The organism is Bacillus sp. AM1(2019) (assembly GCF_009906915.1).
GTDB lineage: Bacteria > Bacillota > Bacilli > Bacillales > Bacillaceae > Bacillus > Bacillus velezensis.
The window spans coordinates 2,398,872-2,422,192 of the sequence record NZ_CP047644.1 but is presented as its reverse complement, the minus strand read 5'-3'; the positions used below and the strand labels follow the sequence as shown (position 1 = coordinate 2,422,192).

Here is a 23,321-nt window from a genome sequence, read left to right as displayed (position 1 = left end):
TTCAAAATCTTTTTTGGATGATTCTTTAATACATATTCGGCTGAAAAGCGGACATTCACATGTTCAGCTTTCAAACCGTATTAATTAAGCTGTGTAGGTTTGGACCAAGGAGGTTATTCAAATGACAGAGGAAATGAATCAAATTGATGTTCAAGTGCCAGAGGTTGGAGATGTAGTAAAAGGGATTGTGACAAAGGTAGAGGACAAGCATGTAGATGTCGAAATTGTCAATGTCAAACAGTCCGGAATCATTCCAATCAGTGAATTATCAAGTCTTCATGTAGAGAAAGCATCGGATGTCGTAAAAGTTGACGACGAGCTTGACCTGAAAGTAACAAAAGTGGAAGACGATGCTTTGATTTTATCTAAACGTGCCGTTGATGCTGACCGCGCTTGGGAAGACCTTGAAAAAAAATTCGACACAAAAGAAGTGTTTGAAGCTGAAGTGAAAGATGTGGTGAAAGGCGGTCTCGTCGTTGATATCGGCGTTCGCGGCTTCATTCCCGCATCACTTGTCGAAGCTCATTTCGTCGAGGATTTCACTGACTATAAAGGGAAAACCCTCTCTCTTATCGTCGTTGAACTCGACCGTGATAAAAACCGGGTGATTCTGTCACACCGGGCTGTAGTGGAAAAAGAACAGACAGCCAAAAAGCATGATTTTCTCCAAACGCTTGAGGTTGGAAGCGTGCTTGAAGGAAAAGTGCAGCGTCTGACTGATTTCGGCGCATTTGTCGACATCGGCGGAATTGACGGGCTTGTTCATATTTCGCAGCTGTCTCATTCACACGTCGAAAAACCGTCTGACGTGGTGGAAGAAGGTCAGGACGTAAAAGTGAAAGTACTGTCCGTAGACCGCGATAACGAACGTATTTCTTTATCTATTAAAGAAACGCTGCCGGGACCTTGGAGCCAGATCGGCGAAAAGGTAAAACAGGGAGATGTGCTTGAAGGAAAAGTGCAGCGCCTTGTAAGCTTCGGCGCCTTCGTTGAAATTCTTCCGGGCGTGGAAGGACTTGTGCACATTTCGCAAATTTCCAATAAACATATCGGAACGCCGCATGAAGTGCTTGAAGAAGGACAGACTGTTAAAGTGAAAGTGCTTGACGTGAACGAAAGCGAAGAGCGCATTTCCTTAAGCATGCGTGAGCTTGAAGAAGCGCCGAAAGCCGATCAGGAGGACTTCCGCCAATACCAGGCGAAAGAAGAGCCGAGCACCGGCTTCCAGCTTGGCGATTTAATCGGAGACAAGCTTAATAAATTAAAATAAATTGGTGATAAAACGTGACACGAGCAGAACGAAAAAGAGAACATATAAATCATGCGCTGTCTACCGGCCAAAACCGGGAAACGGGGCTTGATGATATTACGTTTGTTCATGTCAGCCTACCGAACCTAGCATTGGAAAAAGTGGATATATCAACGAAAATCGGCGGACTCACAAGCAGTTCGCCGATTTTTATCAATGCGATGACAGGCGGCGGCGGACAGCTTACATACGAAATTAACAGATCGCTGGCAAGAGCCGCGCGCAAAGCCGGCATGCCGCTGGCTGTCGGTTCGCAAATGTCAGCTTTAAAAGATCCCTCCGAACGGTGTTCTTACGAGATCGTCAGAAAAGAGAATCCGGACGGGCTGATATTTGCCAATTTAGGCAGCGAGGCGGATGCCGAGCAGGCGAAAAGGGCAGTTGATATGATTCAAGCGGATGCCCTCCAGATTCATTTAAATGTGATTCAGGAGATCGTCATGCCAGAGGGTGACAGAAGCTTTACCGGCGCTCTCGGCCGTATTGAGCGGATTGCGGCGGAAGCGGGAGTTCCCGTTTTTGTCAAAGAGGTCGGCTTCGGAATGAGCAGGGAATCGGCACGTCAGTTATTTGATGCCGGCGCAGCAGCAGTTGATGCCGGCGGATACGGCGGTACAAATTTCTCTAAGATCGAAAATATGCGCAGAGAGAAGGCGCTTCAATTTTTTAATACGTGGGGAATTTCCACTGCCGCAAGCTTAGCGGAAATCCACTCGCTCTCCGCTGATCAATCAATTATCGCATCCGGCGGGCTGCAAAGTGCCCTGGATGTCGCCAAATCGATTGCCCTCGGCGCTTCCAGCGCGGGAATGGCGGGCACTTTCCTGAAAGCTCTCACCTCTAAAGGAGAAGAGGGCCTGTTTGACGAGATGACGGCGCTTTTGCAAGAGCTGAAAATGATTATGACCGCCCTCGGATGCCAATCGGTTGCCCAATTGCAAAAGGCGCCTTTGGTCATAAAAGGTGACACACATCACTGGCTTTCTGAACGGGGAATTGACACATCCCGTTTCAGCAGACGTTAAAAGGCATGCGGACCCGCATGCCTTTTTCTGTTTTTTACGATTTTCTTTTTCGGAATTCCCCGTTTTGCTCAAGGCTTGTCGCTCCTTTATGGTGAATCGAATCATCGCGATCAGATTCCACTCGTCGGGAGGCTTTCAGTTTTTTCTCCTGTCTGTCTTTTCCCATCCTTATCCGCTCCTTTCAGGCATAATTAGTTTAAAAAATGCGTTCCCGCTCCATACTGATCAGAGGAGGAGCGATTATGGAACCGTTTTATTATTACTGGTCAATGTGGTTTTTATGGATACTTGCGACTTTTATTTTTGCCAAAACGAAAAGCCGTTTTTACGTATCAGTCTTTATTTTGACTAATATGATGGCAAGCATACATCAGATTACGGCTTATTTTACGTTGAACGCGGCATATGTCATGTTTTTTGCTGCGGCATTTGTTTATGCGGGAAGCCTCGGCATGCATAAACGGCTCCGTAATATTGTGATTCATCTGACGGCGGCTGCGGCGTACGGCTTTACTTTTCTTTTTGCATTATATGATCCTGTTTGGTTTATCATAAAACCTGAATGGGCGGCGGTTATACTGCTTACCGTTATTACGCTTTCCGTTGAGGGGCGGTTCCCTGAGAGGCTTTGTCTTTTTGTTCTCGGCATGTGCCAGGGGGAGCTATTGTATGCTGCGGTCATCCGCAATATTGCGGGTGCGGCAGCCGTCGGTGATTATAAATGGCTTTCAGGCTGTTCGGCGGGAGTGATTCTGCTCGTCGGGCTGACTACATATGAACAGCTTGCGGCGCGCATCAGCCAAAAAAGCAAAAAGCAGGGCAAAGGAGCGACAAAAATGTCTTGAAAACAGACGGAGACTGTTACATGAATGCGAAACATTTTGAAGAATACATTGTGATCTCAGTGAAAACTGATATAATAAATGAGTTAAGCCCTTCTGTTTGAAGGGTTCTTTTCATAGCGAAGATGATTTTTAATAACCGGTTGAACAATTTTTTGTGAAAATGTAAGCGGCTGGATTGAAAGGAAGGGTACTATGGGTAAACCTGTCGTAGCCATTGTCGGAAGACCGAATGTGGGAAAATCCACAATCTTTAACCGGATTGCGGGTGAAAGAATTTCAATAGTAGAAGATACCCCCGGAGTGACGCGGGACCGGATATACAGTTCGGCGGAATGGCTGAATTATGATTTTAACCTGATTGATACGGGCGGAATTGATATCGGAGACGAACCGTTTCTGACACAGATCCGCCAGCAGGCTGAAATCGCCATGGACGAGGCTGATGTGATCATCTTTATGGTGAACGGCCGCGAAGGTGTGACGTCTGCGGATGAAGAAGTGGCAAAAATACTGTACCGGACAAAAAAACCGGTCGTATTAGCCGTTAATAAATTAGATAATACCGAAATGAGAGCGAACATCTATGACTTTTATGCGCTCGGCTTTGGAGAACCGTATCCGATTTCGGGCACACACGGTTTAGGATTGGGAGATTTGCTCGATGCTTGTGCCGAGCATTTTAAAAACATTCCGGAGACGAAGTACAGTGATGATGTCGTTCAATTCTGCCTGATCGGCCGCCCGAATGTCGGAAAATCATCCCTTGTCAATGCGATGCTCGGCGAAGAGCGGGTTATCGTGAGCAACGTAGCCGGAACGACTAGAGACGCTGTGGATACGGCGTTCACCTACAATCAGCAGGAATTTGTAATCGTTGACACGGCGGGAATGAGAAAAAAGGGTAAAGTATATGAAACAACAGAAAAATACAGTGTGCTTCGGGCGTTAAAAGCCATTGACCGCTCAGACGTCGTCGGCGTTGTGCTGAATGCAGAAGAAGGCATCCTTGAGCAGGACAAGCGGATCGCCGGATACGCCCATGAAGCCGGGAAAGCCGTCGTCATTATCGTAAACAAATGGGATGCCGTTGATAAAGACGAGCGCACGATGAAAGAATTTGAACAGAATATTCGGGAACATTTCCAATTTCTTGATTATGCGCCGGTGCTGTTTATGTCGGCACTGACGACAAAGCGGATTCATACACTCATGCCTGCGATTATTAAAGCGAGTGAAAACCACTCTCTCCGCGTGCAGACAAATGTCTTAAATGATGTCATCATGGATGCGGTCGCCATGAATCCGACTCCGACGCACAACGGCTCCCGTCTGAAAATTTATTATGCGACTCAAGTCGCTGTTAAGCCGCCGAGCTTCGTTGTTTTTGTCAACGATCCGGAACTGATGCATTTTTCTTATGAACGCTTTTTAGAAAACCGAATCCGGGACGCTTTCGGATTTGAAGGTACGCCAATTAAAATATTTGCAAGAGCAAGAAAATAAAAAGGTGTGATACAGAGATGAAAAAAGTGGCAATGCTTGGAGCGGGAAGCTGGGGCACTGCACTTTCTTTAGTGCTGGCTGATAACGGACATCAAGTTATGATGTGGGGACACCGTGCCGAATTGATCGATCAAATCAACGACCTGCATGAAAACAAAGATTACCTGCCGGGGGTGGAGCTATCAAGTTCTATCATCGGTACAGCTGATTTAAACGAGGCTTTAAAAGGAGCGGACTTCATTATTGTGGCAGTTCCGACAAAAGCCATTCGGGAAGTGCTGAAAAAGGCTCTGCCGTACATCCCGAAACAATCGATTTTTGTTCATGTCAGCAAGGGAATTGAGCCGGATTCGCTTCTCCGTATTTCAGAATTAATGGAAGAGGAGCTGCCTGAGGAGTACAGAAAAGACATCGTCGTGCTTTCAGGGCCGAGCCACGCTGAGGAAGTCGGATTAAGACACCCGACGACTGTTACATCATCTTCAAAAAATATCAAGGCTGCAGAAGCGGTTCAGGATTTATTCATGAACCAGCATTTCCGCGTCTATACCAATCCGGATATGATCGGTGTTGAAATAGGGGGAGCGTTAAAGAATATCATCGCTCTTGCAGCGGGGATTACAGACGGATTGGGATACGGAGATAATGCAAAAGCGGCCTTAATCACCCGAGGTCTTGCTGAAATCGCCAGACTCGGCACAAAGATGGGCGGAAATCCGCTCACCTTTTCCGGCCTGACCGGCGTAGGCGATTTGATCGTGACGTGTACAAGCGTTCATTCCCGAAACTGGCGCGCCGGCAACCTGCTCGGCAAAGGATATAAGCTGGAAGCTGTCCTGGATAAGATGGGGATGGTTGTTGAAGGCGTGCGGACGACGAAAGCTGCGTATCAGCTGTCTCAAAAATACCAAGTGAAAATGCCGATCACAGAGGCGCTTCACCAAGTATTATTTAACGGGCAGAAGGTAGAAACGGCTGTAGAATCCTTAATGGCCAGAGTGAAAACCCATGAGATGGAAGACTTGGTCAACACATTCGAAAACCGGGTGAAGTGACAATAACATGCCGTCAGCATATTCTGAAGTGACGAAAGTCCAAAACGCAGAACTCTCCGGCTGAAATCGCTTAAAACATTTGCTGATTTAGGCAGAAGAGGATGCAGACGTACGCATCTGCGCATACTATAGCATCGAAGTCCAAGAGAGTGTATCTCAGACGTACAGGTGAATATAGTCAACTTGACTGAAGCAAAGTCCCCCTCTTTGCTTCAGTTTTTTTGTTTTTTCAATAGATGGAAAACCTGTTGATCTTTTCAACATTTGTATATTAAAATGAAATATAACGCTTACAATGATGGGACGGGGGGCACGAACGTGAGTGTGGCATTGATGAAAATGTGGTTTGCGCTTGGTGCTATGGGATTAATGTTTGTTGCGGTGGCCTCTATTTATGTCAGCAGGTATAAAGTGAAAAACAAACTGATAAAAGCAGCGGTTTCTTCACTCGCTTATGCCTGCATGGTCATCTCGGGATTGATCGTGTTAATGGTCGTTTTCAGCGGGCCTGTCAATGAATAAAGCCGAAAGGGGGCGCGGAATGCATAAGTTAAAAATGGCCGTCATAACGGCAATGGCGGTGCTTCTGCTGTCCGGCTGTCTGTACCCTGAAGCGGAAAAAACTGAAAATAAAGTATCTTACAAACATCAGCTTCAGCAGGTGCAAGCGGCAGTGGATGAATTTAAAAAGGCGAACGGCGGACTTCTGCCGATTCAGACAAAAGATATGAAAACACCGCTCTATCAAAAATATCCGATAGATTTTAAGCGGCTCGCGCCCAGATACATAGAGGAGCCGCCGGCCTCAGCTTATGAAAGCGGAGGAATGTACCAATACGTGCTTGTCGATGTGGAAAATAAGCCGACCGTCAAGCTGGTCGATCTCCAAATGGCGGAAGCAATCCGCGACATGAAGCTGCGTGTCAAAATGTATCAGGAAAAGCATACATATCCTCCCTATGAGGACGCCGTTTCAAAAGGGCTGTTCACTTTAAATAAAAAAAAGCTCGGCATGAAAGACTCTCCTTCAGTCAAAAGTCCGGTTTCAGGCACGTCTCTGCCGCTTTTAATCGGCGCTGACGGAGAAATCTATGCCGACTATCGCGTCGATCTCGCCCGCTGCCTGAAGGAAAACAAAAAGAAAATCAAACCGGGCGCGGAAATTCAGGATATTTTATGGAAAGAGACTCCTTTCGTCCCGGCCTTTTCAGTCACATACACCGTAAATGAAAAACAGGAACCCGTTTTTTTAGAAAGTCAAACGAAACAGGAATGAACCTTTTTCCCGCGCATACAAATAGGGAGAAAGGTTTTTTTGATTTTGATAGAAAAGACTGCCTGAAAATTTTCTAAAGATGTCATATTGAAATAGGACAACGTCATACACATATAGTGTCCTGTATTTGATTGGAGAATGGTGAATGAAAAATGATAAGGATAGGAAGTCCGGGAGGGGATCACTTGGAAAAGGTCGATATTTTCAAGGATATCGCTGAACGAACAGGGGGCGATATATACTTAGGAGTCGTTGGCGCTGTCCGTACAGGGAAATCTACATTCATTAAAAAATTTATGGAGCTCGTGGTGCTCCCGAATATCAGCAATGAGGCCGATCGAGCGCGGGCGCAGGATGAGCTTCCGCAAAGCGCAGCAGGAAAAACGATAATGACCACAGAACCAAAATTTGTCCCGAATCAAGCCATGTCCGTTCATGTCGCGGAAGGACTTGATGTCAACATCCGTCTTGTGGATTGTGTGGGATATACGGTTCCCGGGGCGAAGGGATATGAGGATGAAAACGGCCCGAGAATGATCAATACACCTTGGTACGAAGAACCGATTCCCTTTCATGAGGCAGCGGAAATCGGTACGAGAAAAGTCATCCAGGAACACTCCACAATCGGGGTCGTCATTACGACAGACGGCTCAATCGGCGATATTGCGCGGGGCGATTACGTGGAAGCGGAAGAAAGAGTCATCGACGAGCTGAAGGAAGTCGGCAAACCGTTTATTATGGTCATCAACTCGGTAAAACCGTACCACCCGGAAACAGAAGCGCTCAGAGCTGAATTAAGCGCGAAATATGATATTCCCGTCCTCGCCATGAGTGTTGAAAGCATGCGGGAAACAGATGTGTTAAGCGTCCTCAGAGAAGCGCTTTACGAGTTCCCTGTGCTGGAAGTCAATGTCAACCTTCCGAGCTGGGTCATGGTGCTGAAGGAAAATCACTGGCTCAGAGAGAGCTACCAGGAATCAGTGAAAGAAACCGTAAAAGATATTAAACGCCTGCGCGATGTCGACCGGGTTGTCGGCCACTTCAGTGAATTTGAGTTTATTGAAAGCGCCGGTCTGGCCGGAATCGAACTTGGCCAGGGTGTCGCAGAAATTGATTTGTATGCGCCGGATCATTTATATGACCAGATTTTAAAAGAAGTGGTCGGCGTTGAAATCCGCGGGAAAGACCACCTGCTTGAATTAATGCAGGACTTCGCCCACGCGAAAAAAGAATATGATCAGGTATCAGATGCGCTGAAAATGGTGAAACAGACCGGCTACGGCATTGCCGCCCCGGCCTTAACCGATATGAGCCTTGATGAACCGGAAATCATCAGACAGGGATCAAGGTTCGGAGTAAGGCTCAAAGCGGTCGCTCCGTCCATTCATATGATCAAAGTGGATGTGGAAAGTGAATTCGCGCCGATCATCGGGACGGAAAAACAAAGTGAAGAACTTGTCCGCTACTTAATGCAGGACTTTGAAGATGATCCGCTTTCTATCTGGAACTCCGATATTTTCGGCAGATCATTGAGCTCTATCGTAAGAGAAGGAATCTCCGCAAAACTGTCACTCATGCCGGAAAATGCGAGATATAAACTGAAAGAAACGCTGGAGAGAATTATTAACGAAGGCTCAGGCGGCCTGATCGCCATTATTTTGTAAGCTGAAGGACCTCTTCCTGAAACGGGGGGTCTTTTTTTATTCTTTTTAGATACTGGAAATCAATCAAGGATTAGGAGGAAAAAAGCAAAAAAAGGAATATTTGTTCGGTAAAACACGTGAAAACCTTGACGAGCAAGGGATTGAGGCTTTAAAATGCTTGATATGGCTTTTTATATGTGTTACTCTACATACAGAAAATCTTCACTTTGTTGGACAAACATTCCTCAAAGTGTCTGTTTTCTTATGAAAAGCCGTTTACTTGTCTGTTCTTCCCTGCTTTGATTTTTTATCAGACAGGTTTAGAATCAGGCTGAACTGTGAAGAAATGATAATAAACTGCTGATTTGATACCCTTTTGGGAGGAGGTGAAAGGCATGAACAAGACAGAACTAATCAATGCGGTTGCTGAAGCAAGCGAATTGTCTAAAAAAGACGCTACAAAAGCAGTTGATTCTGTTTTTGATACGATTTTAGATGCACTTAAAAACGGTGATAAAATCCAACTGATCGGTTTCGGTAACTTTGAGGTGCGCGAGCGCTCTGCACGTAAAGGACGTAACCCGCAAACAGGTGAAGAAATCGAAATCCCTGCAAGCAAGGTACCTGCTTTCAAACCAGGTAAAGCTCTTAAAGACGCTGTTGCAGGAAAATAATTGTGAATATAGATCGTGTATGCATCTGATACATACACTTTGTTTCTTCACAGAAAAGCCCCTTGATAAAGGGGCTTTTCATATTTAAGCAGCCTCGGTCACCGGGCAGGACTTTCGTTTTGCTTTTGGCGCGGCAAATGTGCTAGAATCGAAATTAAATGTATTCAATGGTGGAGGACACAGACAATGAAAGAAGTTAATAAAGAACAGATTGAACAGGCGGTTCGCCAGATTTTAGAGGCGATTGGAGAAGACCCGGACCGGGAAGGGCTTTTAGATACGCCGAAACGCGTGGCAAAAATGTACGCGGAAGTATTCTCGGGATTAAATGAAGACCCGAAAGAACACTTTAAAACCGTTTTCGGAGAAGACCATGAGGAGCTTGTTCTTGTAAAAGATATCGCGTTTCATTCCATGTGTGAACATCACCTTGTTCCTTTTTACGGAAAAGCGCATATTGCCTACATTCCGCGCGGCGGCAAAGTGACGGGCCTGAGTAAATTGGCGCGGGCGGTGGAAGCCGTCTCAAAACGCCCGCAGCTGCAGGAGCGCATCACTTCAACGATTGCAGAAAGCATCGTAGAGACCTTAGATCCCCACGGCGTCATGGTTGTCGTCGAAGCTGAGCATATGTGCATGACGATGAGGGGCGTAAGAAAGCCGGGTGCAAAAACAGTGACTTCCGCTGTAAGAGGTATTTTTAAAGATGACGCAGCGGCGCGTTCCGAAGTGTTAGAACATATTAAACGTGCGGATTAATAATGATAGAGGGTGCAGATATGAATTCAAAGCATTCAAGTGATTTTGTCGTCATTAAAGCGGTCGAGGACGGCGTGAACGTCATCGGTTTAACGAGAGGAACGGATACGAAATTTCACCATTCCGAAAAACTGGACAAAGGCGAAGTAATTATCGCTCAGTTTACTGAGCATACCTCTGCCATCAAAGTGAGAGGCAACGCCCTCATCCAGACCGCTTACGGAGAAATGAACAGCGAAAAAAAATAAGCCGGCTGTTTCCCGCTTTTGCCAAATGCCCGCAAACGGCGGGAGAATACAGCCAATTTCTTTTTTTTATGCTATAATGATACCTGCGTATAATAATGACGAGTAAATCTCATACATATTAGAATAAATGTGAATTTGGGGACAAGGGTGATATTTTTGCAAGACATCTACGGAACTTTAGCGAATCTAAATACGAAATTAAAACAAAAGCTGTCTCATCCTTATTTAGCGAAACATATTTCTGCGCCTAAAATCGATGAGGATAAGCTTCTTCTTTTTCACGCTTTGTTTGAAGAGGCGGACATTAAGAACAATGACAGAGAAAATTACATAGTAACTGCGATGCTTGTCCAAAGCGCCCTTGATACCCACGATGAAGTGACAACAGCCAGAGCGTTAAAGCGAGACGAAAATAAAAACCGGCAGCTCACCGTGCTTGCCGGCGACTATTTCAGCGGACTGTATTATTCGCTTTTATCTGAAATGAAGGATATCTATATGATACGGACGCTCGCTACGGCAATTAAAGAAATCAATGAGCATAAAATCCGTCTGTACGATCGGTCTGTCAATGACTTGAATCAATTGATCGAAAGCATGGCGATTGTGGAAGCGGCCCTGTTTCACAGAGTGTCAGACCACTTTAATCTTCCGCGCTGGAAAGAGCTGGCGAGTGATTTTTTTGTATATAAGCGGCTGATGAACGGCAATGCTATATTTCTCGATGTCATCGGCAATATTGTAAAGTCAGGGAAATCAAAGGCTGACATAATGGAAGATAGCTTCCGAAAGGCAAAGCAAAGCATTGAAACGCTGCTGCCGCTCAATTCACCAATCCAAAACCTAATGCTGAACCGGCTTACGGCGATCAGCCGGGACAAAACATATCATCAGAAAGTGGAAGAAGGGTAATCAACATGCAGGAGTCAAAAGAACAGCGCGTACACGGCGTGTTTGAAAAAATCTATAAAAATTATGACCAAATGAACTCTGTTATCAGTTTTCAGCAGCATAAAAAATGGCGCGATAAAACGATGCAGATCATGAATGTTAAAGAAGGCGCAAAAGCGCTTGATGTCTGCTGCGGAACGGCTGACTGGACGATTGCCCTCGCAGAAGCGGCCGGAAAAAGCGGCGAAATCAAAGGACTGGATTTCAGCAAAAATATGCTGAGCATCGGTGAGAAAAAAGTGAAAGAGGGCGGTTACAGCCAAATTGAGCTTTTGCACGGAAATGCGATGGAGCTTCCTTTCGCTGATGATTCTTTTGATTTTGTCACCATCGGCTTCGGGCTGCGAAACGTTCCCGACTATCTGACCGTGCTGAAAGAAATGCGGCGGGTCGTCAAACCGGGCGGGCAGGTCGTATGTCTGGAAACATCCCAGCCGGAAATGTTCGGATTCAGACAGGCATATTTTCTTTATTTTAAATACATCATGCCTTTCTTCGGAAAAATGTTTGCGAAGAGCTATAAAGAATATTCTTGGCTTCAAGAATCGGCAAGAGAATTTCCCGGTATGAAAGAACTTGCGCGTCTGTTTGAAGAAGCGGGCCTGACGAATGTCAAATACCATTCGTTTACCGGCGGAGTGGCCGCTACGCATATCGGTTGGAAATGATGAATATACAGATGTTTGGGTGAATGATATGAAATTTAAAATGGCCTATTCTTTTTTAAATGACGATATTGATGTGATCGAAAGGGAGCTTGAGCAAACGGTGCGGTCAGACTATCCCTTGCTGAGTGAAGCCGGGCTCCATCTGCTCCAGGCGGGAGGCAAGAGGATCCGCCCCGTTTTCGTATTGCTTTCCGGCATGTTCGGCGACTATGACATTAATAAAATAAAATATGTTGCGGTGACGCTGGAAATGATTCATATGGCGTCCCTCGTGCATGACGACGTCATTGATGACGCCGAGCTGCGGAGGGGAAAACCGACCATCAAAGCCAAGTGGGACAACCGCATCGCCATGTATACCGGTGATTATATGCTAGCGGGCTCACTTGAGATGATGACGAGATTGGATGAGCCGAAAGCCCACCGGATCCTGTCCAAAACCATCGTAGAAGTATGCCTCGGAGAAATTGAACAGATCAGAGATAAATACAATATGGAGCAAAACCTCAGAACCTATTTGCGCCGCATCAAACGGAAAACGGCTCTTCTCATTGCCGTCAGCTGCCAGCTCGGCGCCATCGCTTCGGGAGCTGATGAGAAGATTCACAAAGCATTATATTGGTTCGGTTATTACGTGGGCATGTCCTATCAGATTATTGACGACATTCTTGATTTCACTTCAACGGAAGAGGAACTGGGAAAACCGGTCGGAGGGGATCTGCTGCAAGGAAATGTCACTCTGCCCGTTTTGTACGCGCTCCGTCAGCCTGAATTGAAAAATCAGCTGAAATTAATTAACAGTGAAACAACACAGGAGCAGCTCGCCCCCATTATTGAAAATATTAAACGCACAGACGCGATTGAAAAATCAATGGCCGTCAGTGACAGGTACTTAAAAAAAGCGTTTGAAAAACTGAATACACTGCCGAGAGGACGTGCGCGCTCATCATTGGCCGCCATCGCCAAATATATCGGCAAACGGAAATTTTAAATTCCTTTTACGAACAAGATGTGAACATTCTCCGCCCTGGATTGATTAATTGTCAGAAAGATGTTACGATTTCGGTGTGCAACTTGAAAGCCTATACATAATGATGGGGTGGAGAATCTTATGGAAAAAACTTTTATCATGGTAAAACCGGACGGCGTACAGCGCCAGCTGATCGGAGAGATTTTATCCAGATTTGAGCGTAAGGGCTTACAATTGGCAGGAGCCAAGCTAATGCAAGTTTCAGAACAGATGGCTGAAAACCATTATGCTGAACATAAAGGGAAGCCGTTTTTCGGCGAGCTTGTGGAATTCATTACATCAGGACCCGTATTTGCAATGGTATGGGAAGGGGAAAATGTAGTAGAGATCACAAGACAGCTGATCGGAAAAACGAACCCGAAAGATGCACTGCCGGGCACGATCCGCGGTGACTACGGCATGTTTGTCGGCAAAAATATCATTCACGGTTCAGACTCCTTAGAAAGCGCTGAGCGGGAAATTCACATTTTCTTTAAACAGGAAGAGCTTGTACCGTATCAAAAATTAATGGCCGACTGGGTGTACTAAGCCGTCAGCCTTTCTTTTTCTCGTATTATGAAAAGGTTTACATCATTTATGAAAGACAGAGGCTGCGCCGCCCTGTCTTTTCGTTTCTCACAAATCAGCCCGCGGGCTGATTTTTTTATTGAAATCGTACAATTTCGACAGAAAACAGGCTATACTAGGACAAAAGACAGCGAGATTGGGAGAGAAGCAATGGAGCCTTACGACATTTTTATCACCAAGTGGAAACAAATAACCGGCGTTGATTTATCTTTATACAAAGAAGCACAGATGAAAAGGCGGCTGACGTCCCTTTATGAAAAGAAGGGGTTCAGAGATTTTCAGGAATTTGCCGCCGCTTTGGAAAAGGACAAGCTTTTATTAAACGAAACATTGGACAGAATGACGATCAATGTTTCTGAATTTTACCGAAATTATAAACGGTGGGAAGTTCTTGAAACCTCAATTCTTCCGTTAATAAAGCATAACAAACCGTTAAAAATATGGAGTGCGGCCTGTTCAACGGGAGAGGAGCCCTATACTTTGGCTATGATTCTCAATCAGCAGACGGGACTGGCCGGATTTGATATATTGGCGACAGATATTGATGAAAAGGCGCTAAGCAAAGCCAAGCGGGGCATCTATCAGGAACGCTCGCTGCAAGAGGTGCCGGCTTCCGTGAAAAGCCGTTATTTCACCAAGCAGGCTGACAGCAGCTATCAAGTAAAACAAGAGATTCAGAAAAACATCCGGTTTAAGCGGCACAACCTGCTTGCCGACAGCTATGAACAGGATTTTGACCTGATCGTCTGCCGCAACGTCTTTATTTATTTTACTGAAAAAGCAAAAGAAGAGCTGTATGTGAAAATGGCGGGCAGTCTGAAAAAGAACGGAATTCTGTTTGTCGGCAGTACAGAACAAATTTTCAGCCCGGAAAAATTCGGCCTTGAGAGCACTGATACATTTTTTTATCAAAAAAGATAGAAGACATTTAATGAAAACTTGTGTTATAGTTTTACTTAAAAGCGTTAATGCGATGAAGGGAGAAAAAAGAAATGAGATACTTAACAGCCGGAGAATCACACGGTCCGCAGCTGACGACAATTATAGAAGGTGTGCCTGCGGGGCTTTATATAACTGAAGAAGACATTAATTTTGAGCTTGCCAGACGTCAAAAAGGGCACGGCCGCGGACGCCGCATGCAGATTGAAACGGACAGAGCGAAGATCACAAGCGGCGTGCGGCATGCCCGGACACTCGGTTCACCCATCGCGCTCGTTGTAGAAAATAAAGATTGGACCCACTGGACAAAAATCATGGGCGCCGCACCGATTACAGAAGAAGAAGAAAGTGAAATGAAACGCCAGATTTCAAGACCGAGACCGGGACACGCAGATTTGAACGGTGCTATTAAGTATAATCACCGCGATATGAGAAATGTGTTAGAACGATCTTCCGCGCGTGAGACAACGGTTCGCGTGGCTGCCGGAGCCGTCGCTAAAAAGATTTTAGCGGAGCTTGGCATTAAAGTCGCCGGGCATGTCCTGCAAATCGGCAGCGTAAAAGCAGAGAAAACCGATTACACATCCATTGAGGATCTCAAACGGGTAACGGAAGAATCACCGGTCAGATGCTACGATGAAGAAGCTGGCCGTCAAATGATGGCAGCCATTGATGAAGCGAAGGCAAACGGCGACTCGATCGGCGGAATCGTTGAAGTGATCGTCGAAGGTATGCCGGTCGGTGTCGGAAGCTATGTCCACTATGACCGTAAGCTGGACAGCAAGCTCGCTGCTGCCGTTCTGTCGATTAACGCGTTTAAAGGCGTAGAATTCGGCATCGGTTTTGAAGCGGCCGGCAAAAACGGCAGTGAAGTTCATGATGAAATCGTATGGGATGAAGAGAAAGGCTATACACGCGCCACAAACAGGCTCGGAGGATTAGAAGGCGGTATGACGACGGGAATGCCGATTGTCGTCCGCGGCGTTATGAAACCGATCCCTACTTTGTACAAGCCGCTGAAAAGCGTCGACATTGAAACGAAAGAACCGTTTACAGCGAGCATTGAACGTTCAGACAGCTGCGCGGTTCCGGCAGCAAGCGTAGTGGCTGAAGCAGCAGTGGCCTGGGAAATCGCAAATGCCGTCGTAGAACAATTCGGGCTTGACCAGATCGACCGCATTAAAGAAAATGTTGAAAACATGAAAAAACTATCGAGGGAATTCTGATGAAAGAGCTTGAGGTTCGGACAGCTTCCTCCGCATATCCCGTGTATATCGGTGAAGGCATAAGGAAACAGGCCGCTGCCCTTTTGTCTTCACTGAACAGGCCGCTGACAAAGATCCTTCTCGTCATCGATGCGGAAGTTGACCGGCTATACGGTGATGAGATGTTCCGGCTTTTAAACGAAACATGGCCCGTGAAAAAAGTGATCGTTCCAAGCGGAGAAGAAGCGAAGTCTCTGAAAGAGTATGAACGGATTCAAACGGAAGCGATCGCTTTCCATATGGACCGCTCCTCATGTATGATCGCCTTCGGAGGCGGCGTGACGGGTGATTTGGCCGGCTTTTGCGCAGCAACTTTTATGCGCGGAATTGATTTCATTCAAATGCCGACGACACTGCTTGCCCATGACAGCGCGGTCGGCGGCAAGGTGGCCGTCAACCATAAACTCGGAAAGAACTTAATCGGCGCGTTTTATCAGCCGAAAGCGGTGATTTACGATACGGAGCTTCTGAAAACCCTGCCGGAACAAGAGCTGAGATCGGGCATGGCTGAAGTGATCAAACACGCGTTTATCGCCGATCATGCTTTTTTAGAAAAACTTCTCACGTTTGACACGTTGCAAGGACTGACAAGCGCTGAGCTGAATGAAATGATTTATAAAGGAATTTCAATCAAATCGGCCGTCGTGCGTGAGGACGAAAAGGAAGAGGGGATAAGAGCTTTTCTGAATTTCGGCCATACGCTCGGCCATGCCGTTGAGGCGGAATACGGCTACGGCCGGATTACACATGGAGATGCGGTCGCCCTCGGCATGCAGTTTGCCCTTTACGTGAGTGAACAGGTTGCGGGATGCAAGATGAACAGAAAAGAACTCACGCAATGGCTGATTGGGCTCGGCTACCCGGGAAGCATCAGACAAGATATTGAAACGCCGGTTCTCTCCGCCCGGATGATGAATGATAAAAAAACGCGCGGAGGCATGACACAGTTCATCGTGTTAAAGGAATTAGGCGAAGCGCAGGACTGCATGCTTTCAAAAGATGAGCTTGAAAATTTGCTGAACAAATGGCGAATGGAGGAAACAGCATGATGATACGCGGCATTCGCGGAGCAACAACGGTGGAACAAGACACTGAACAAGAAATTTTAGAAAAAACACAGCAGCTGCTTGAAAAAATCATTGAACAAAATGGATGCAAGCCGGAAGACGTTGTGCAGATCCTGTTATCCGCCACGCCTGATATCCATTCCGTATTTCCGGCAAAAGCGGTCCGCCGCCTTTCCGGGTGGCAGTACGTCCCGGTGACGTGCATGCAGGAAATGGATGTCACCGGCGCTCTGCAAAAGTGTATCCGTGTCCTGATGACGGTTCAGACGGATACGCCTCAGGATGAAATCAAGCATGTCTATTTAGAAAAAGCCGTTGTGTTAAGGCCGGATTTATCATTGACAAAAAATACTGACATGTAATACGATAAACAAAGCTTAGAAATACACAAGAGTGTGTATAGAGCTGGTAAGTAAGATATTGAACAGTTGAGTTTAGAATAGGGTAGCAGAGAATGAGTTTAGCTGAGCTGAGATAAACACGTTTTTATTCTGCCCAAAAGAAGCCTTTCTTTTGGGTTTATTTCTTATACGCAAGACTCCTCTCACTCTTCATCTCATTCTCCTTACCGTAAGGAGGAGAATCATGAATTTACAATCGGATGTTTCTTTATTTTTAAAGGACAGTCTGACACACCGCACCATTCCAATCGCAGAGACTTTTACGGTCGACACGATCACACCCATTCAGATGGTTGAAAAACTGGACAGAAACATTACGTATCTTTTAGAAAGCAAGGATGAGTCGTCAAGCTGGTCGAGATACTCTTTTATCGGCCTCGATCCTTTTATCACCATTAAAGAGAGTCATGACACATTCACTGCCGCTGATCCAAATGGGCATACGCTGTTTGAAGGCGGAGAATTAAAAGCCGTGCTTGACTGGATGAATGAGAGCTTCCGCATTAAAACACCCGAGCTTGATATCCCATTTTCGGGAGGGGCGGTCGGTTATCTGAGCTATGACATGATTCCTTTGATTGAGCCTTCCGTGCCAAGCCACGCGAAAGAAACAGATTTCGAAAAATGCATGCTGTTTGTCTGCCGGAAAATCATCGCGTACGACCACGAAACGAAACAAGTGCATTTCATTCAGTATGCGGAGCTTAACGGCCGGGAGACGGAGGAAGAAAAGCGGGCCGTTTTTAAAGAAAATTGCGCGGAGCTTCGTAAGCTTATCGGTATTTTGACAGAATCGAAAGATATGAAAGAGCCGTTTTTTTCTAAAGAAACGTTTGACACGCCAAGTTTTGCCGATGTGACATCCAATTATACGAAAGAAGAGTTTATGGCCGGCGTCAATAAACTGAAAGAATATATAAAAGCGGGAGACATTTTTCAAGGGGTGCTTTCGCAAAAGTTTGACATTCCGGTATCCAGACATTCATTTGAGCTGTACAGGGTGCTCCGCATCATCAATCCTTCACCCTATATGTACTATATCAAACTGCCTGACAGAGACATTGTCGGGAGTTCGCCTGAACGTCTGATCCGCGTGCATGACAGGCACCTGGAAATTCATCCGATTGCCGGAACGAGAAGAAGGGGCGCCGGAAAAAAAGAAGATGAACGCCTGAAAAAAGAGCTGATGAATGACGAAAAAGAAAAAGCTGAACATTACATGCTCGTCGATCTTGCGCGCAATGACATCGGCAGAGTTGCGGAGTACGGTTCCGTAGCCGTTCCGAAATTCACAAAGGTCGTTTCTTTTTCACATGTGATGCACATCATCTCTATTGTAACCGGCCGTTTAAAGCAGGGCGTCCATCCCGTTGACGCGCTGATGTCGGCATTCCCGGCAGGAACACTCACGGGCGCTCCGAAAATCCGCGCGATGCAGCTTTTAAATGAATTAGAACCGACTTCCAGAGAAACCTACGGCGGATGTATCGCTTATATCGGATTTGACGGGTCAATTGATTCGTGTATTACCATCCGCACCATGAGTGTCAAAAACGGTACGGCGTCGGTGCAGGCGGGCGCGGGAATAGTCGCCGATTCCGTCCCGGAAGCCGAATATGAAGAGAGCTGTAACAAAGCGGGGGCGCTTTTAAAAACGATTCAAATCGCAGAAGACATCTTTTCTGGCGGGGAGGAGAAGACGGATGAACAAATTTCTGCAATCGTGCGTTAATGGCCGTACGCTGAAAATTGGAGAAGCCGAAAAGCTGATGGAGATGATGGTGAACGGGGACATGTCGCAGTCTGAGATCGGCGGGATTTTATCGGTATTAGCCCACCGGGGTGAAACGGCGGAGGAGCTTGCCGGATTTGTAAAAGTGATGCGGGCGCGGGCACAGACATCAGGTGGCTTGGCGGATGTCGTTGATACGTGCGGAACAGGCGGAGACGGGATTTCTACGTTTAACATATCCACGGCAGCGGCGATTACAGCTTCTGCCGCCGGAGCTAAAGTTGCCAAGCACGGAAATCGCTCCGTTTCGTCTAAAAGCGGCAGCGCGGATGTGCTGGAAAAACTGGGTGTTTCCATTCAAGCCACACCAGACAGCGTCAAACGCAGCATTGAAACGAAACAAATGGGGTTTTTGTTTGCGCCGCTGTTTCATTCGTCAATGAAGTACGTCGCCGCCGCAAGAAAAGAGCTTGGCTTCCGAACCGTATTTAATCTGCTGGGCCCGCTCAGCAACCCGCTGCAGGTGAAGCGGCAGGTGATCGGCGTCTATTCATTTGATAAAGCGCGCCTGATGGCAAGCGCTTTGGAACAATTTGATGTCAGACACGTCATGCTTGTCTCTGCCCGTGACGGATTAGATGAATTGTCCATCTCAGCACCGACCGATATCATTGAACTGAAAAACGGTGAACGTCTGGAATATTCCGTTTCACCTGAACAATTCGGTTTTGCAGAAGGTTCATTGAAGGATATTCAAGTGAGTTCATCGGAAGAAAGCGCGCTCCTCATTCAGAATATTTTTGCAAATAAAGCTCCGTCATCCGCTCTGCATATTACCGCCTTAAATGCGGGCGCGGCCATTTATACGGCAGGTCTTGCAAACGATCTGAAAGAAGGAACGAAAACCGCCTTAGAAGCGATTCAAAACGGAGATGCCAAAAGGCAGCTCGAACGTCTGAAACAGAAAGAGGAAGAAATGTATGCTTGATCAAATCATTCAGCAGAAAAAAGAAGAAATCAAATCCATCGTGCTGCCGGAAACCTGTCAAATTGAACGGAGATCCTTTAAAAAAGCGCTCCTGAACCCGAACCGTTTTATCGGGCTGATTGCCGAAGTGAAAAAAGCTTCGCCGTCTAAAGGATTGATTAAAGAGCATTTTGTTCCGGAAACGATTGCGGCGGATTATGAAGCGGCTAAAGCCGACGCCCTTTCAGTTCTCACGGATACCCGTTTTTTTCAGGGGAGAAATCAATTTCTGACAGATGTTAAACAAACCGTGTCTCTTCCCGTGCTGAGAAAAGATTTTATTATTGATCCCCTTCAGGTGGAGGAATCGTTCAGGATCGGCGCCGATGCCATTTTGCTGATCGGGGAAGCGCTGGAACCTTCAGAGCTTCATGAGCTTTATCTGGAAGCCCGCGAGAAGGGCATGGACGTTCTCGTTGAAGTCCATGATGAAACTGTGCTTGAACGGATTTTACAAGTGTTTCAGCCGGACATTCTCGGCATAAACAACCGGGACTTAAAAACGTTCCGTACTTCTGTTTCGCAAACGGAAAAAATAGCGCAGCTTGTACCGGACGGCTGCCTGCTGGTCAGCGAAAGCGGCATCGGTTCTTTGGCTGACCTGCAATTTGTCAACAAGCACGGGGCGCAGGCTGTATTGGCCGGAGAATCCTTAATGAGAGAGGATTCGCAGCAAAAGGCGATCCGCGGACTGTTCGGAGAGTGACGATATGAAAAAGCCTGAGTTAAAGTACTGCGGAATACGATCGAAGCGTGATTATGAACTTGCGGCAGCTTCAGAAGCGGATTATCTGGGATTTATTTTTGCCGCAAGCAAACGGAGAGTAACGCCGGATGAGGTCCGGAAATGGAAAGAGCAGGTCCGGACAGACAAGAAACATGTCGGAGTATTTGTAAATGAAACGATAGAAAACATCGCGCAAATCGCCTCTGATCTGGCACTTGACGTCATCCAGCTTCACGGTGATGAATCGCCTGAGGATGCCCTCCTCCTCCGTCCGCTTGTGCGCTCGGAGATATGGAAAGCGCTCCATCACGGGGAAGGGACGCTACGTCAGATGGCTCAATTTGCACCTGCTGTCGACGGCTATGTCATTGATTCTTCAGTAAAAGGAATGAGAGGCGGCACGGGAATCGCGTTTTCATGGGTCCGTGTCCCCTTGTACCGAAAGCAGGCTCAAAATGCAAACAAGCGCTGTTTTATCGCGGGCGGCGTTAATCCTGAAACGATTACCGGCTTACTGAGATCGCGTCCGTGCGGTATAGATCTTGCCAGCGGAATTGAAAAAAACGGACAAAAGGATCAAACACTGATCCGGCTTTTAGAAGAAAGGATGAACCACTATGTATCCATATCCAAATGAAATCGGAAGATACGGCGAATTCGGCGGCAAATTTGTCCCTGAAACATTGATGCGGCCCCTTGAGGAAATCGAAACGGCTTTCACAGAATTAAAGAATGATCCCGTTTTTCATGCCGAATATAAAAAACTATTGTTTGATTACTCCGGAAGACCGACCGCATTAACGTTCGCAGACAGGGTGTCGGAGTATTTGGGAGGGGCGAAAATCTATCTGAAAAGAGAAGATTTAAACCATACCGGCTCTCATAAAATTAACAACGCGCTAGGCCAGATTCTGCTTGCCAAAAAGATGGGCAAAACGAAAATCATCGCCGAAACCGGTGCGGGACAGCACGGTGTGGCTGCCGCGACAGCCGCCGCAAAATTCGGTTTTAAGTGTACGGTTTTTATGGGTGAAGAAGACGTTGCACGCCAGTCGCTGAACGTATTCCGGATGAAACTGCTCGGCGCGGAAGTGGTGCCGGTCACAAGCGGCAACGGCACGCTGAAAGATGCGACGAATGAGGCAATCAGGTATTGGGTCCAGCATTGTGAAGATCATTTCTACCTTATCGGTTCTGTAGTGGGGCCGCACCCGTATCCGTATATCGTTCGCGAATTCCAGAAAATCATCGGCGAGGAAGCGAAAGAACAGCTCCGCCGGGTTGAAGGAACGCTCCCGGATAAGGTTGTTGCATGTGTCGGCGGCGGAAGCAATGCGATGGGCATTTTTCAGGCCTTTTTAGACGAAGATACTGAGCTGATCGGCGCCGAGGCGGCCGGAAAAGGAATTGATACGCCGCTGCATGCGGCAACGATCGCAAAAGGGACGCTCGGGGTGATTCACGGTTCAATGACCTATTTAATACAAGATGAATACGGGCAGATTATCGAACCGTATTCCATTTCAGCAGGCCTTGATTACCCGGGGATCGGCCCTGAGCACGCCTATCTGCATAAAAGCGGCCGTGTAACGTACGAAAGCGTGACAGACGATGAAGCGATTGCCGCGTTACGTCTGCTTTCTGAAACAGAAGGTATTCTTCCGGCTATTGAATCTGCCCACGCTCTGGCAAAAGCGTTTGAAATGGCAAAAGACATGGATAAAGATAAAATCATTCTCGTCAGTTTATCGGGAAGAGGAGATAAAGACGTTCATACGCTGATGAATGTTTTGGAAAACGGGGTGGAGACACATGTTTAATCTGCGAGATTCTGAAAAATTATTTATCCCTTTTATTACAGCTGGCGATCCGCTTCCTGACATTTCTGTTGAGCTGGCAATATCATTGCAGAATGCAGGCGCTTCTGCCCTTGAAATCGGCGTTCCTTACACAGATCCGCTCGCGGACGGACCCGTCATACAACGGGCTTCAAAACGGGCTCTGGAAAACGGAATGAATATCGTAAAAGCAATTGAACTTGGCGGCAAAATGAAAAAAAACGGCGTTCATATTCCAATTATCCTCTTTACGTATTATAATCCTGTGTTACAATTAGAAAAAGAATACTTTTTCGCTTTACTGCGGGAAAACGACATAGACGGTCTGCTTGTACCCGACCTTCCATTAGAGGAAAGCGCCCTTTTGCAAATGACATGCAAAAAGGAGAACATCGCTTATATCTCACTGGTTGCGCCGACAAGTGAAGACCGTTTGAAAATAATTACTGAACAGGCCTGCGGCTTTGTGTATTGTGTATCCTCTTTAGGAGTGACGGGCGTACGCAGCGAATTCGATCCGTCTGTATACTCTTTCATTCGTAAGGTGAAAGAATTCAGCTCTGTTCCGGTGGCGGTCGGTTTTGGCATTTCAAACCGCAAACAGGTTGACAGGATGAATGAAATATCTGACGGTGTCGTTGTCGGCAGCGCGCTTGTCAAAAAAGTTGAAGAGCTTAAAACAAAGCTTGTGAATCCCGGAACAAGAGCTGATGCGCTTCTTGAATTTGAAGAATACGCAAAGACGTTCGGACGACTGTACAGTGTAAAATGA

26 protein-coding genes are annotated in these 23,321 nt (G+C 46.6%); 25 read left to right on the top strand and 1 reads right to left on the bottom strand.

Annotated elements, in window-relative coordinates:
• Nucleotides 1-121: 121 nt before the first annotated feature.
• On the top strand, nucleotides 122-1,270 hold the full coding sequence (rpsA, locus tag GNE05_RS11955) for a 30S ribosomal protein S1 (RefSeq protein ID WP_003153426.1): 1,149 nt from the start codon (nucleotides 122-124) through the stop codon (nucleotides 1,268-1,270).
• 14 nt (nucleotides 1,271-1,284) lie between these two features.
• Complete coding sequence (gene fni / locus GNE05_RS11950; RefSeq protein ID WP_061862336.1) at nucleotides 1,285-2,334, top strand: type 2 isopentenyl-diphosphate Delta-isomerase; 1,050 nt, start codon at nucleotides 1,285-1,287, stop codon at nucleotides 2,332-2,334.
• 34 nt (nucleotides 2,335-2,368) lie between these two features.
• Here fni and GNE05_RS11945 read toward each other — a convergent pair whose 3' ends face one another.
• A complete protein-coding gene (locus tag GNE05_RS11945; protein WP_003153429.1) occupies nucleotides 2,369-2,500 on the bottom strand; it encodes a YpzI family protein in 132 nt (43 codons plus the stop codon).
• A 76-nt stretch (nucleotides 2,501-2,576) separates the two neighbouring features.
• Here GNE05_RS11945 and GNE05_RS11940 point away from each other — a divergent pair, with 76 nt between their 5' ends.
• From GNE05_RS11940 to trpA, 23 genes are all read left to right on the top strand, one after another.
• A complete protein-coding gene (locus GNE05_RS11940; RefSeq protein WP_160182840.1) occupies nucleotides 2,577-3,179 on the top strand; it encodes a YphA family membrane protein in 603 nt (200 codons plus the stop codon).
• Nucleotides 3,180-3,371: 192 nt separating this feature from the next.
• Nucleotides 3,372-4,682 carry a ribosome biogenesis GTPase Der gene (gene der / locus GNE05_RS11935; protein ID WP_003153433.1) on the top strand — a complete coding sequence of 437 codons (1,311 nt, stop codon included), beginning with the start codon at nucleotides 3,372-3,374 and terminating at the stop codon, nucleotides 4,680-4,682.
• A gap of 17 nt (nucleotides 4,683-4,699) precedes the next feature.
• A complete protein-coding gene (locus tag GNE05_RS11930; protein WP_029973642.1) occupies nucleotides 4,700-5,737 on the top strand; it encodes an NAD(P)H-dependent glycerol-3-phosphate dehydrogenase in 1,038 nt (345 codons plus the stop codon).
• 318 nt (nucleotides 5,738-6,055) lie between these two features.
• Complete coding sequence (locus GNE05_RS11925) at nucleotides 6,056-6,259, top strand: DUF2768 domain-containing protein (RefSeq protein ID WP_003153435.1); 204 nt, start codon at nucleotides 6,056-6,058, stop codon at nucleotides 6,257-6,259.
• Between the two features lie 19 nt (nucleotides 6,260-6,278).
• Entirely contained in the window at nucleotides 6,279-7,013 is a 735-nt protein-coding gene (locus GNE05_RS11920; protein WP_007409453.1) for a hypothetical protein, read from the top strand.
• A gap of 185 nt (nucleotides 7,014-7,198) precedes the next feature.
• Nucleotides 7,199-8,677 carry a stage IV sporulation protein A gene (gene spoIVA / locus GNE05_RS11915; protein ID WP_003153438.1) on the top strand — a complete coding sequence of 493 codons (1,479 nt, stop codon included), beginning with the start codon at nucleotides 7,199-7,201 and terminating at the stop codon, nucleotides 8,675-8,677.
• Between the two features lie 374 nt (nucleotides 8,678-9,051).
• Nucleotides 9,052-9,330: a non-specific DNA-binding protein Hbs gene (gene hbs / locus GNE05_RS11910; protein ID WP_003153447.1), complete on the top strand. Its 279-nt coding sequence runs from the start codon at nucleotides 9,052-9,054 to the stop codon at nucleotides 9,328-9,330.
• A 186-nt stretch (nucleotides 9,331-9,516) separates the two neighbouring features.
• Nucleotides 9,517-10,089 carry a GTP cyclohydrolase I FolE gene (gene folE / locus GNE05_RS11905; RefSeq protein ID WP_003153448.1) on the top strand — a complete coding sequence of 191 codons (573 nt, stop codon included), beginning with the start codon at nucleotides 9,517-9,519 and terminating at the stop codon, nucleotides 10,087-10,089.
• A 20-nt stretch (nucleotides 10,090-10,109) separates the two neighbouring features.
• On the top strand, nucleotides 10,110-10,337 hold the full coding sequence (mtrB, locus tag GNE05_RS11900; protein WP_003153449.1) for a trp RNA-binding attenuation protein MtrB: 228 nt from the start codon (nucleotides 10,110-10,112) through the stop codon (nucleotides 10,335-10,337).
• 156 nt (nucleotides 10,338-10,493) lie between these two features.
• A complete protein-coding gene (gene hepS / locus GNE05_RS11895; RefSeq protein WP_021494244.1) occupies nucleotides 10,494-11,249 on the top strand; it encodes a heptaprenyl diphosphate synthase component 1 in 756 nt (251 codons plus the stop codon).
• Nucleotides 11,250-11,254: 5 nt separating this feature from the next.
• Complete coding sequence (gene menG, locus GNE05_RS11890; protein WP_003153453.1) at nucleotides 11,255-11,956, top strand: demethylmenaquinone methyltransferase; 702 nt, start codon at nucleotides 11,255-11,257, stop codon at nucleotides 11,954-11,956.
• Nucleotides 11,957-11,984: 28 nt separating this feature from the next.
• On the top strand, nucleotides 11,985-12,947 hold the full coding sequence (gene hepT, locus GNE05_RS11885) for a heptaprenyl diphosphate synthase component II (protein ID WP_003153454.1): 963 nt from the start codon (nucleotides 11,985-11,987) through the stop codon (nucleotides 12,945-12,947).
• Nucleotides 12,948-13,067: 120 nt separating this feature from the next.
• Nucleotides 13,068-13,514, top strand: coding sequence for a nucleoside-diphosphate kinase (ndk, locus tag GNE05_RS11880; protein ID WP_007409456.1), 447 nt, complete (start codon nucleotides 13,068-13,070; stop codon nucleotides 13,512-13,514).
• A 189-nt stretch (nucleotides 13,515-13,703) separates the two neighbouring features.
• Nucleotides 13,704-14,474, top strand: coding sequence for a protein-glutamate O-methyltransferase (locus GNE05_RS11875; protein WP_021494243.1), 771 nt, complete (start codon nucleotides 13,704-13,706; stop codon nucleotides 14,472-14,474).
• 71 nt (nucleotides 14,475-14,545) lie between these two features.
• Complete coding sequence (gene aroC, locus GNE05_RS11870; protein WP_003153459.1) at nucleotides 14,546-15,718, top strand: chorismate synthase; 1,173 nt, start codon at nucleotides 14,546-14,548, stop codon at nucleotides 15,716-15,718.
• On the top strand, nucleotides 15,718-16,806 hold the full coding sequence (gene aroB, locus GNE05_RS11865; protein WP_065180555.1) for a 3-dehydroquinate synthase: 1,089 nt from the start codon (nucleotides 15,718-15,720) through the stop codon (nucleotides 16,804-16,806). The genes aroC and aroB overlap by 1 nt, the downstream gene beginning before the upstream one ends.
• Entirely contained in the window at nucleotides 16,803-17,186 is a 384-nt protein-coding gene (gene aroH / locus GNE05_RS11860) for a chorismate mutase (RefSeq protein ID WP_003153463.1), read from the top strand. Before aroB ends, aroH begins: the two co-directional genes overlap by 4 nt.
• Nucleotides 17,187-17,409: 223 nt before the next feature.
• Nucleotides 17,410-18,957, top strand: coding sequence for an anthranilate synthase component I (gene trpE / locus GNE05_RS11855; RefSeq protein ID WP_160182839.1), 1,548 nt, complete (start codon nucleotides 17,410-17,412; stop codon nucleotides 18,955-18,957).
• Nucleotides 18,929-19,945, top strand: coding sequence for an anthranilate phosphoribosyltransferase (trpD, locus tag GNE05_RS11850; protein WP_061862330.1), 1,017 nt, complete (start codon nucleotides 18,929-18,931; stop codon nucleotides 19,943-19,945). Before trpE ends, trpD begins: the two co-directional genes overlap by 29 nt.
• A complete protein-coding gene (trpC, locus tag GNE05_RS11845) occupies nucleotides 19,938-20,690 on the top strand; it encodes an indole-3-glycerol phosphate synthase TrpC (protein WP_095060768.1) in 753 nt (250 codons plus the stop codon). Before trpD ends, trpC begins: the two co-directional genes overlap by 8 nt.
• 4 nt (nucleotides 20,691-20,694) lie before the next feature.
• The gene (locus tag GNE05_RS11840; protein ID WP_160182838.1) at nucleotides 20,695-21,348 is read left to right on the top strand and encodes a phosphoribosylanthranilate isomerase; all 654 of its coding nucleotides are present in this window, start codon (nucleotides 20,695-20,697) and stop codon (nucleotides 21,346-21,348) included.
• A complete protein-coding gene (gene trpB, locus GNE05_RS11835) occupies nucleotides 21,329-22,531 on the top strand; it encodes a tryptophan synthase subunit beta (protein WP_014418255.1) in 1,203 nt (400 codons plus the stop codon). Before GNE05_RS11840 ends, trpB begins: the two co-directional genes overlap by 20 nt.
• A complete protein-coding gene (gene trpA / locus GNE05_RS11830) occupies nucleotides 22,524-23,321 on the top strand; it encodes a tryptophan synthase subunit alpha (RefSeq protein WP_017418034.1) in 798 nt (265 codons plus the stop codon). Before trpB ends, trpA begins: the two co-directional genes overlap by 8 nt.

Coding starts and splice junctions, on each gene's coding strand:
- GNE05_RS11930 (WP_029973642.1), top strand. CDS start 4,700: ATGAAAAAAGTGGCAATGCTTGGAGCGGGAAGCTGGGGCACTGCACTT.
- mtrB (WP_003153449.1), top strand. CDS start 10,110: ATGAATTCAAAGCATTCAAGTGATTTTGTCGTCATTAAAGCGGTCGAG.
- der (WP_003153433.1), top strand. CDS start 3,372: ATGGGTAAACCTGTCGTAGCCATTGTCGGAAGACCGAATGTGGGAAAA.
- aroC (WP_003153459.1), top strand. CDS start 14,546: ATGAGATACTTAACAGCCGGAGAATCACACGGTCCGCAGCTGACGACA.
- trpA (WP_017418034.1), top strand. CDS start 22,524: ATGTTTAATCTGCGAGATTCTGAAAAATTATTTATCCCTTTTATTACA.
- ndk (WP_007409456.1), top strand. CDS start 13,068: ATGGAAAAAACTTTTATCATGGTAAAACCGGACGGCGTACAGCGCCAG.
- GNE05_RS11920 (WP_007409453.1), top strand. CDS start 6,279: ATGCATAAGTTAAAAATGGCCGTCATAACGGCAATGGCGGTGCTTCTG.
- GNE05_RS11945 (WP_003153429.1), bottom strand. CDS start 2,500: ATGGGAAAAGACAGACAGGAGAAAAAACTGAAAGCCTCCCGACGAGTG.
- GNE05_RS11875 (WP_021494243.1), top strand. CDS start 13,704: ATGGAGCCTTACGACATTTTTATCACCAAGTGGAAACAAATAACCGGC.
- aroH (WP_003153463.1), top strand. CDS start 16,803: ATGATGATACGCGGCATTCGCGGAGCAACAACGGTGGAACAAGACACT.
- trpE (WP_160182839.1), top strand. CDS start 17,410: ATGAATTTACAATCGGATGTTTCTTTATTTTTAAAGGACAGTCTGACA.
- menG (WP_003153453.1), top strand. CDS start 11,255: ATGCAGGAGTCAAAAGAACAGCGCGTACACGGCGTGTTTGAAAAAATC.
- trpB (WP_014418255.1), top strand. CDS start 21,329: ATGTATCCATATCCAAATGAAATCGGAAGATACGGCGAATTCGGCGGC.
- hbs (WP_003153447.1), top strand. CDS start 9,052: ATGAACAAGACAGAACTAATCAATGCGGTTGCTGAAGCAAGCGAATTG.
- trpD (WP_061862330.1), top strand. CDS start 18,929: ATGAACAAATTTCTGCAATCGTGCGTTAATGGCCGTACGCTGAAAATT.
- hepT (WP_003153454.1), top strand. CDS start 11,985: ATGAAATTTAAAATGGCCTATTCTTTTTTAAATGACGATATTGATGTG.
- GNE05_RS11940 (WP_160182840.1), top strand. CDS start 2,577: ATGGAACCGTTTTATTATTACTGGTCAATGTGGTTTTTATGGATACTT.
- GNE05_RS11840 (WP_160182838.1), top strand. CDS start 20,695: ATGAAAAAGCCTGAGTTAAAGTACTGCGGAATACGATCGAAGCGTGAT.
- folE (WP_003153448.1), top strand. CDS start 9,517: ATGAAAGAAGTTAATAAAGAACAGATTGAACAGGCGGTTCGCCAGATT.
- rpsA (WP_003153426.1), top strand. CDS start 122: ATGACAGAGGAAATGAATCAAATTGATGTTCAAGTGCCAGAGGTTGGA.
- aroB (WP_065180555.1), top strand. CDS start 15,718: ATGAAAGAGCTTGAGGTTCGGACAGCTTCCTCCGCATATCCCGTGTAT.
- trpC (WP_095060768.1), top strand. CDS start 19,938: ATGCTTGATCAAATCATTCAGCAGAAAAAAGAAGAAATCAAATCCATC.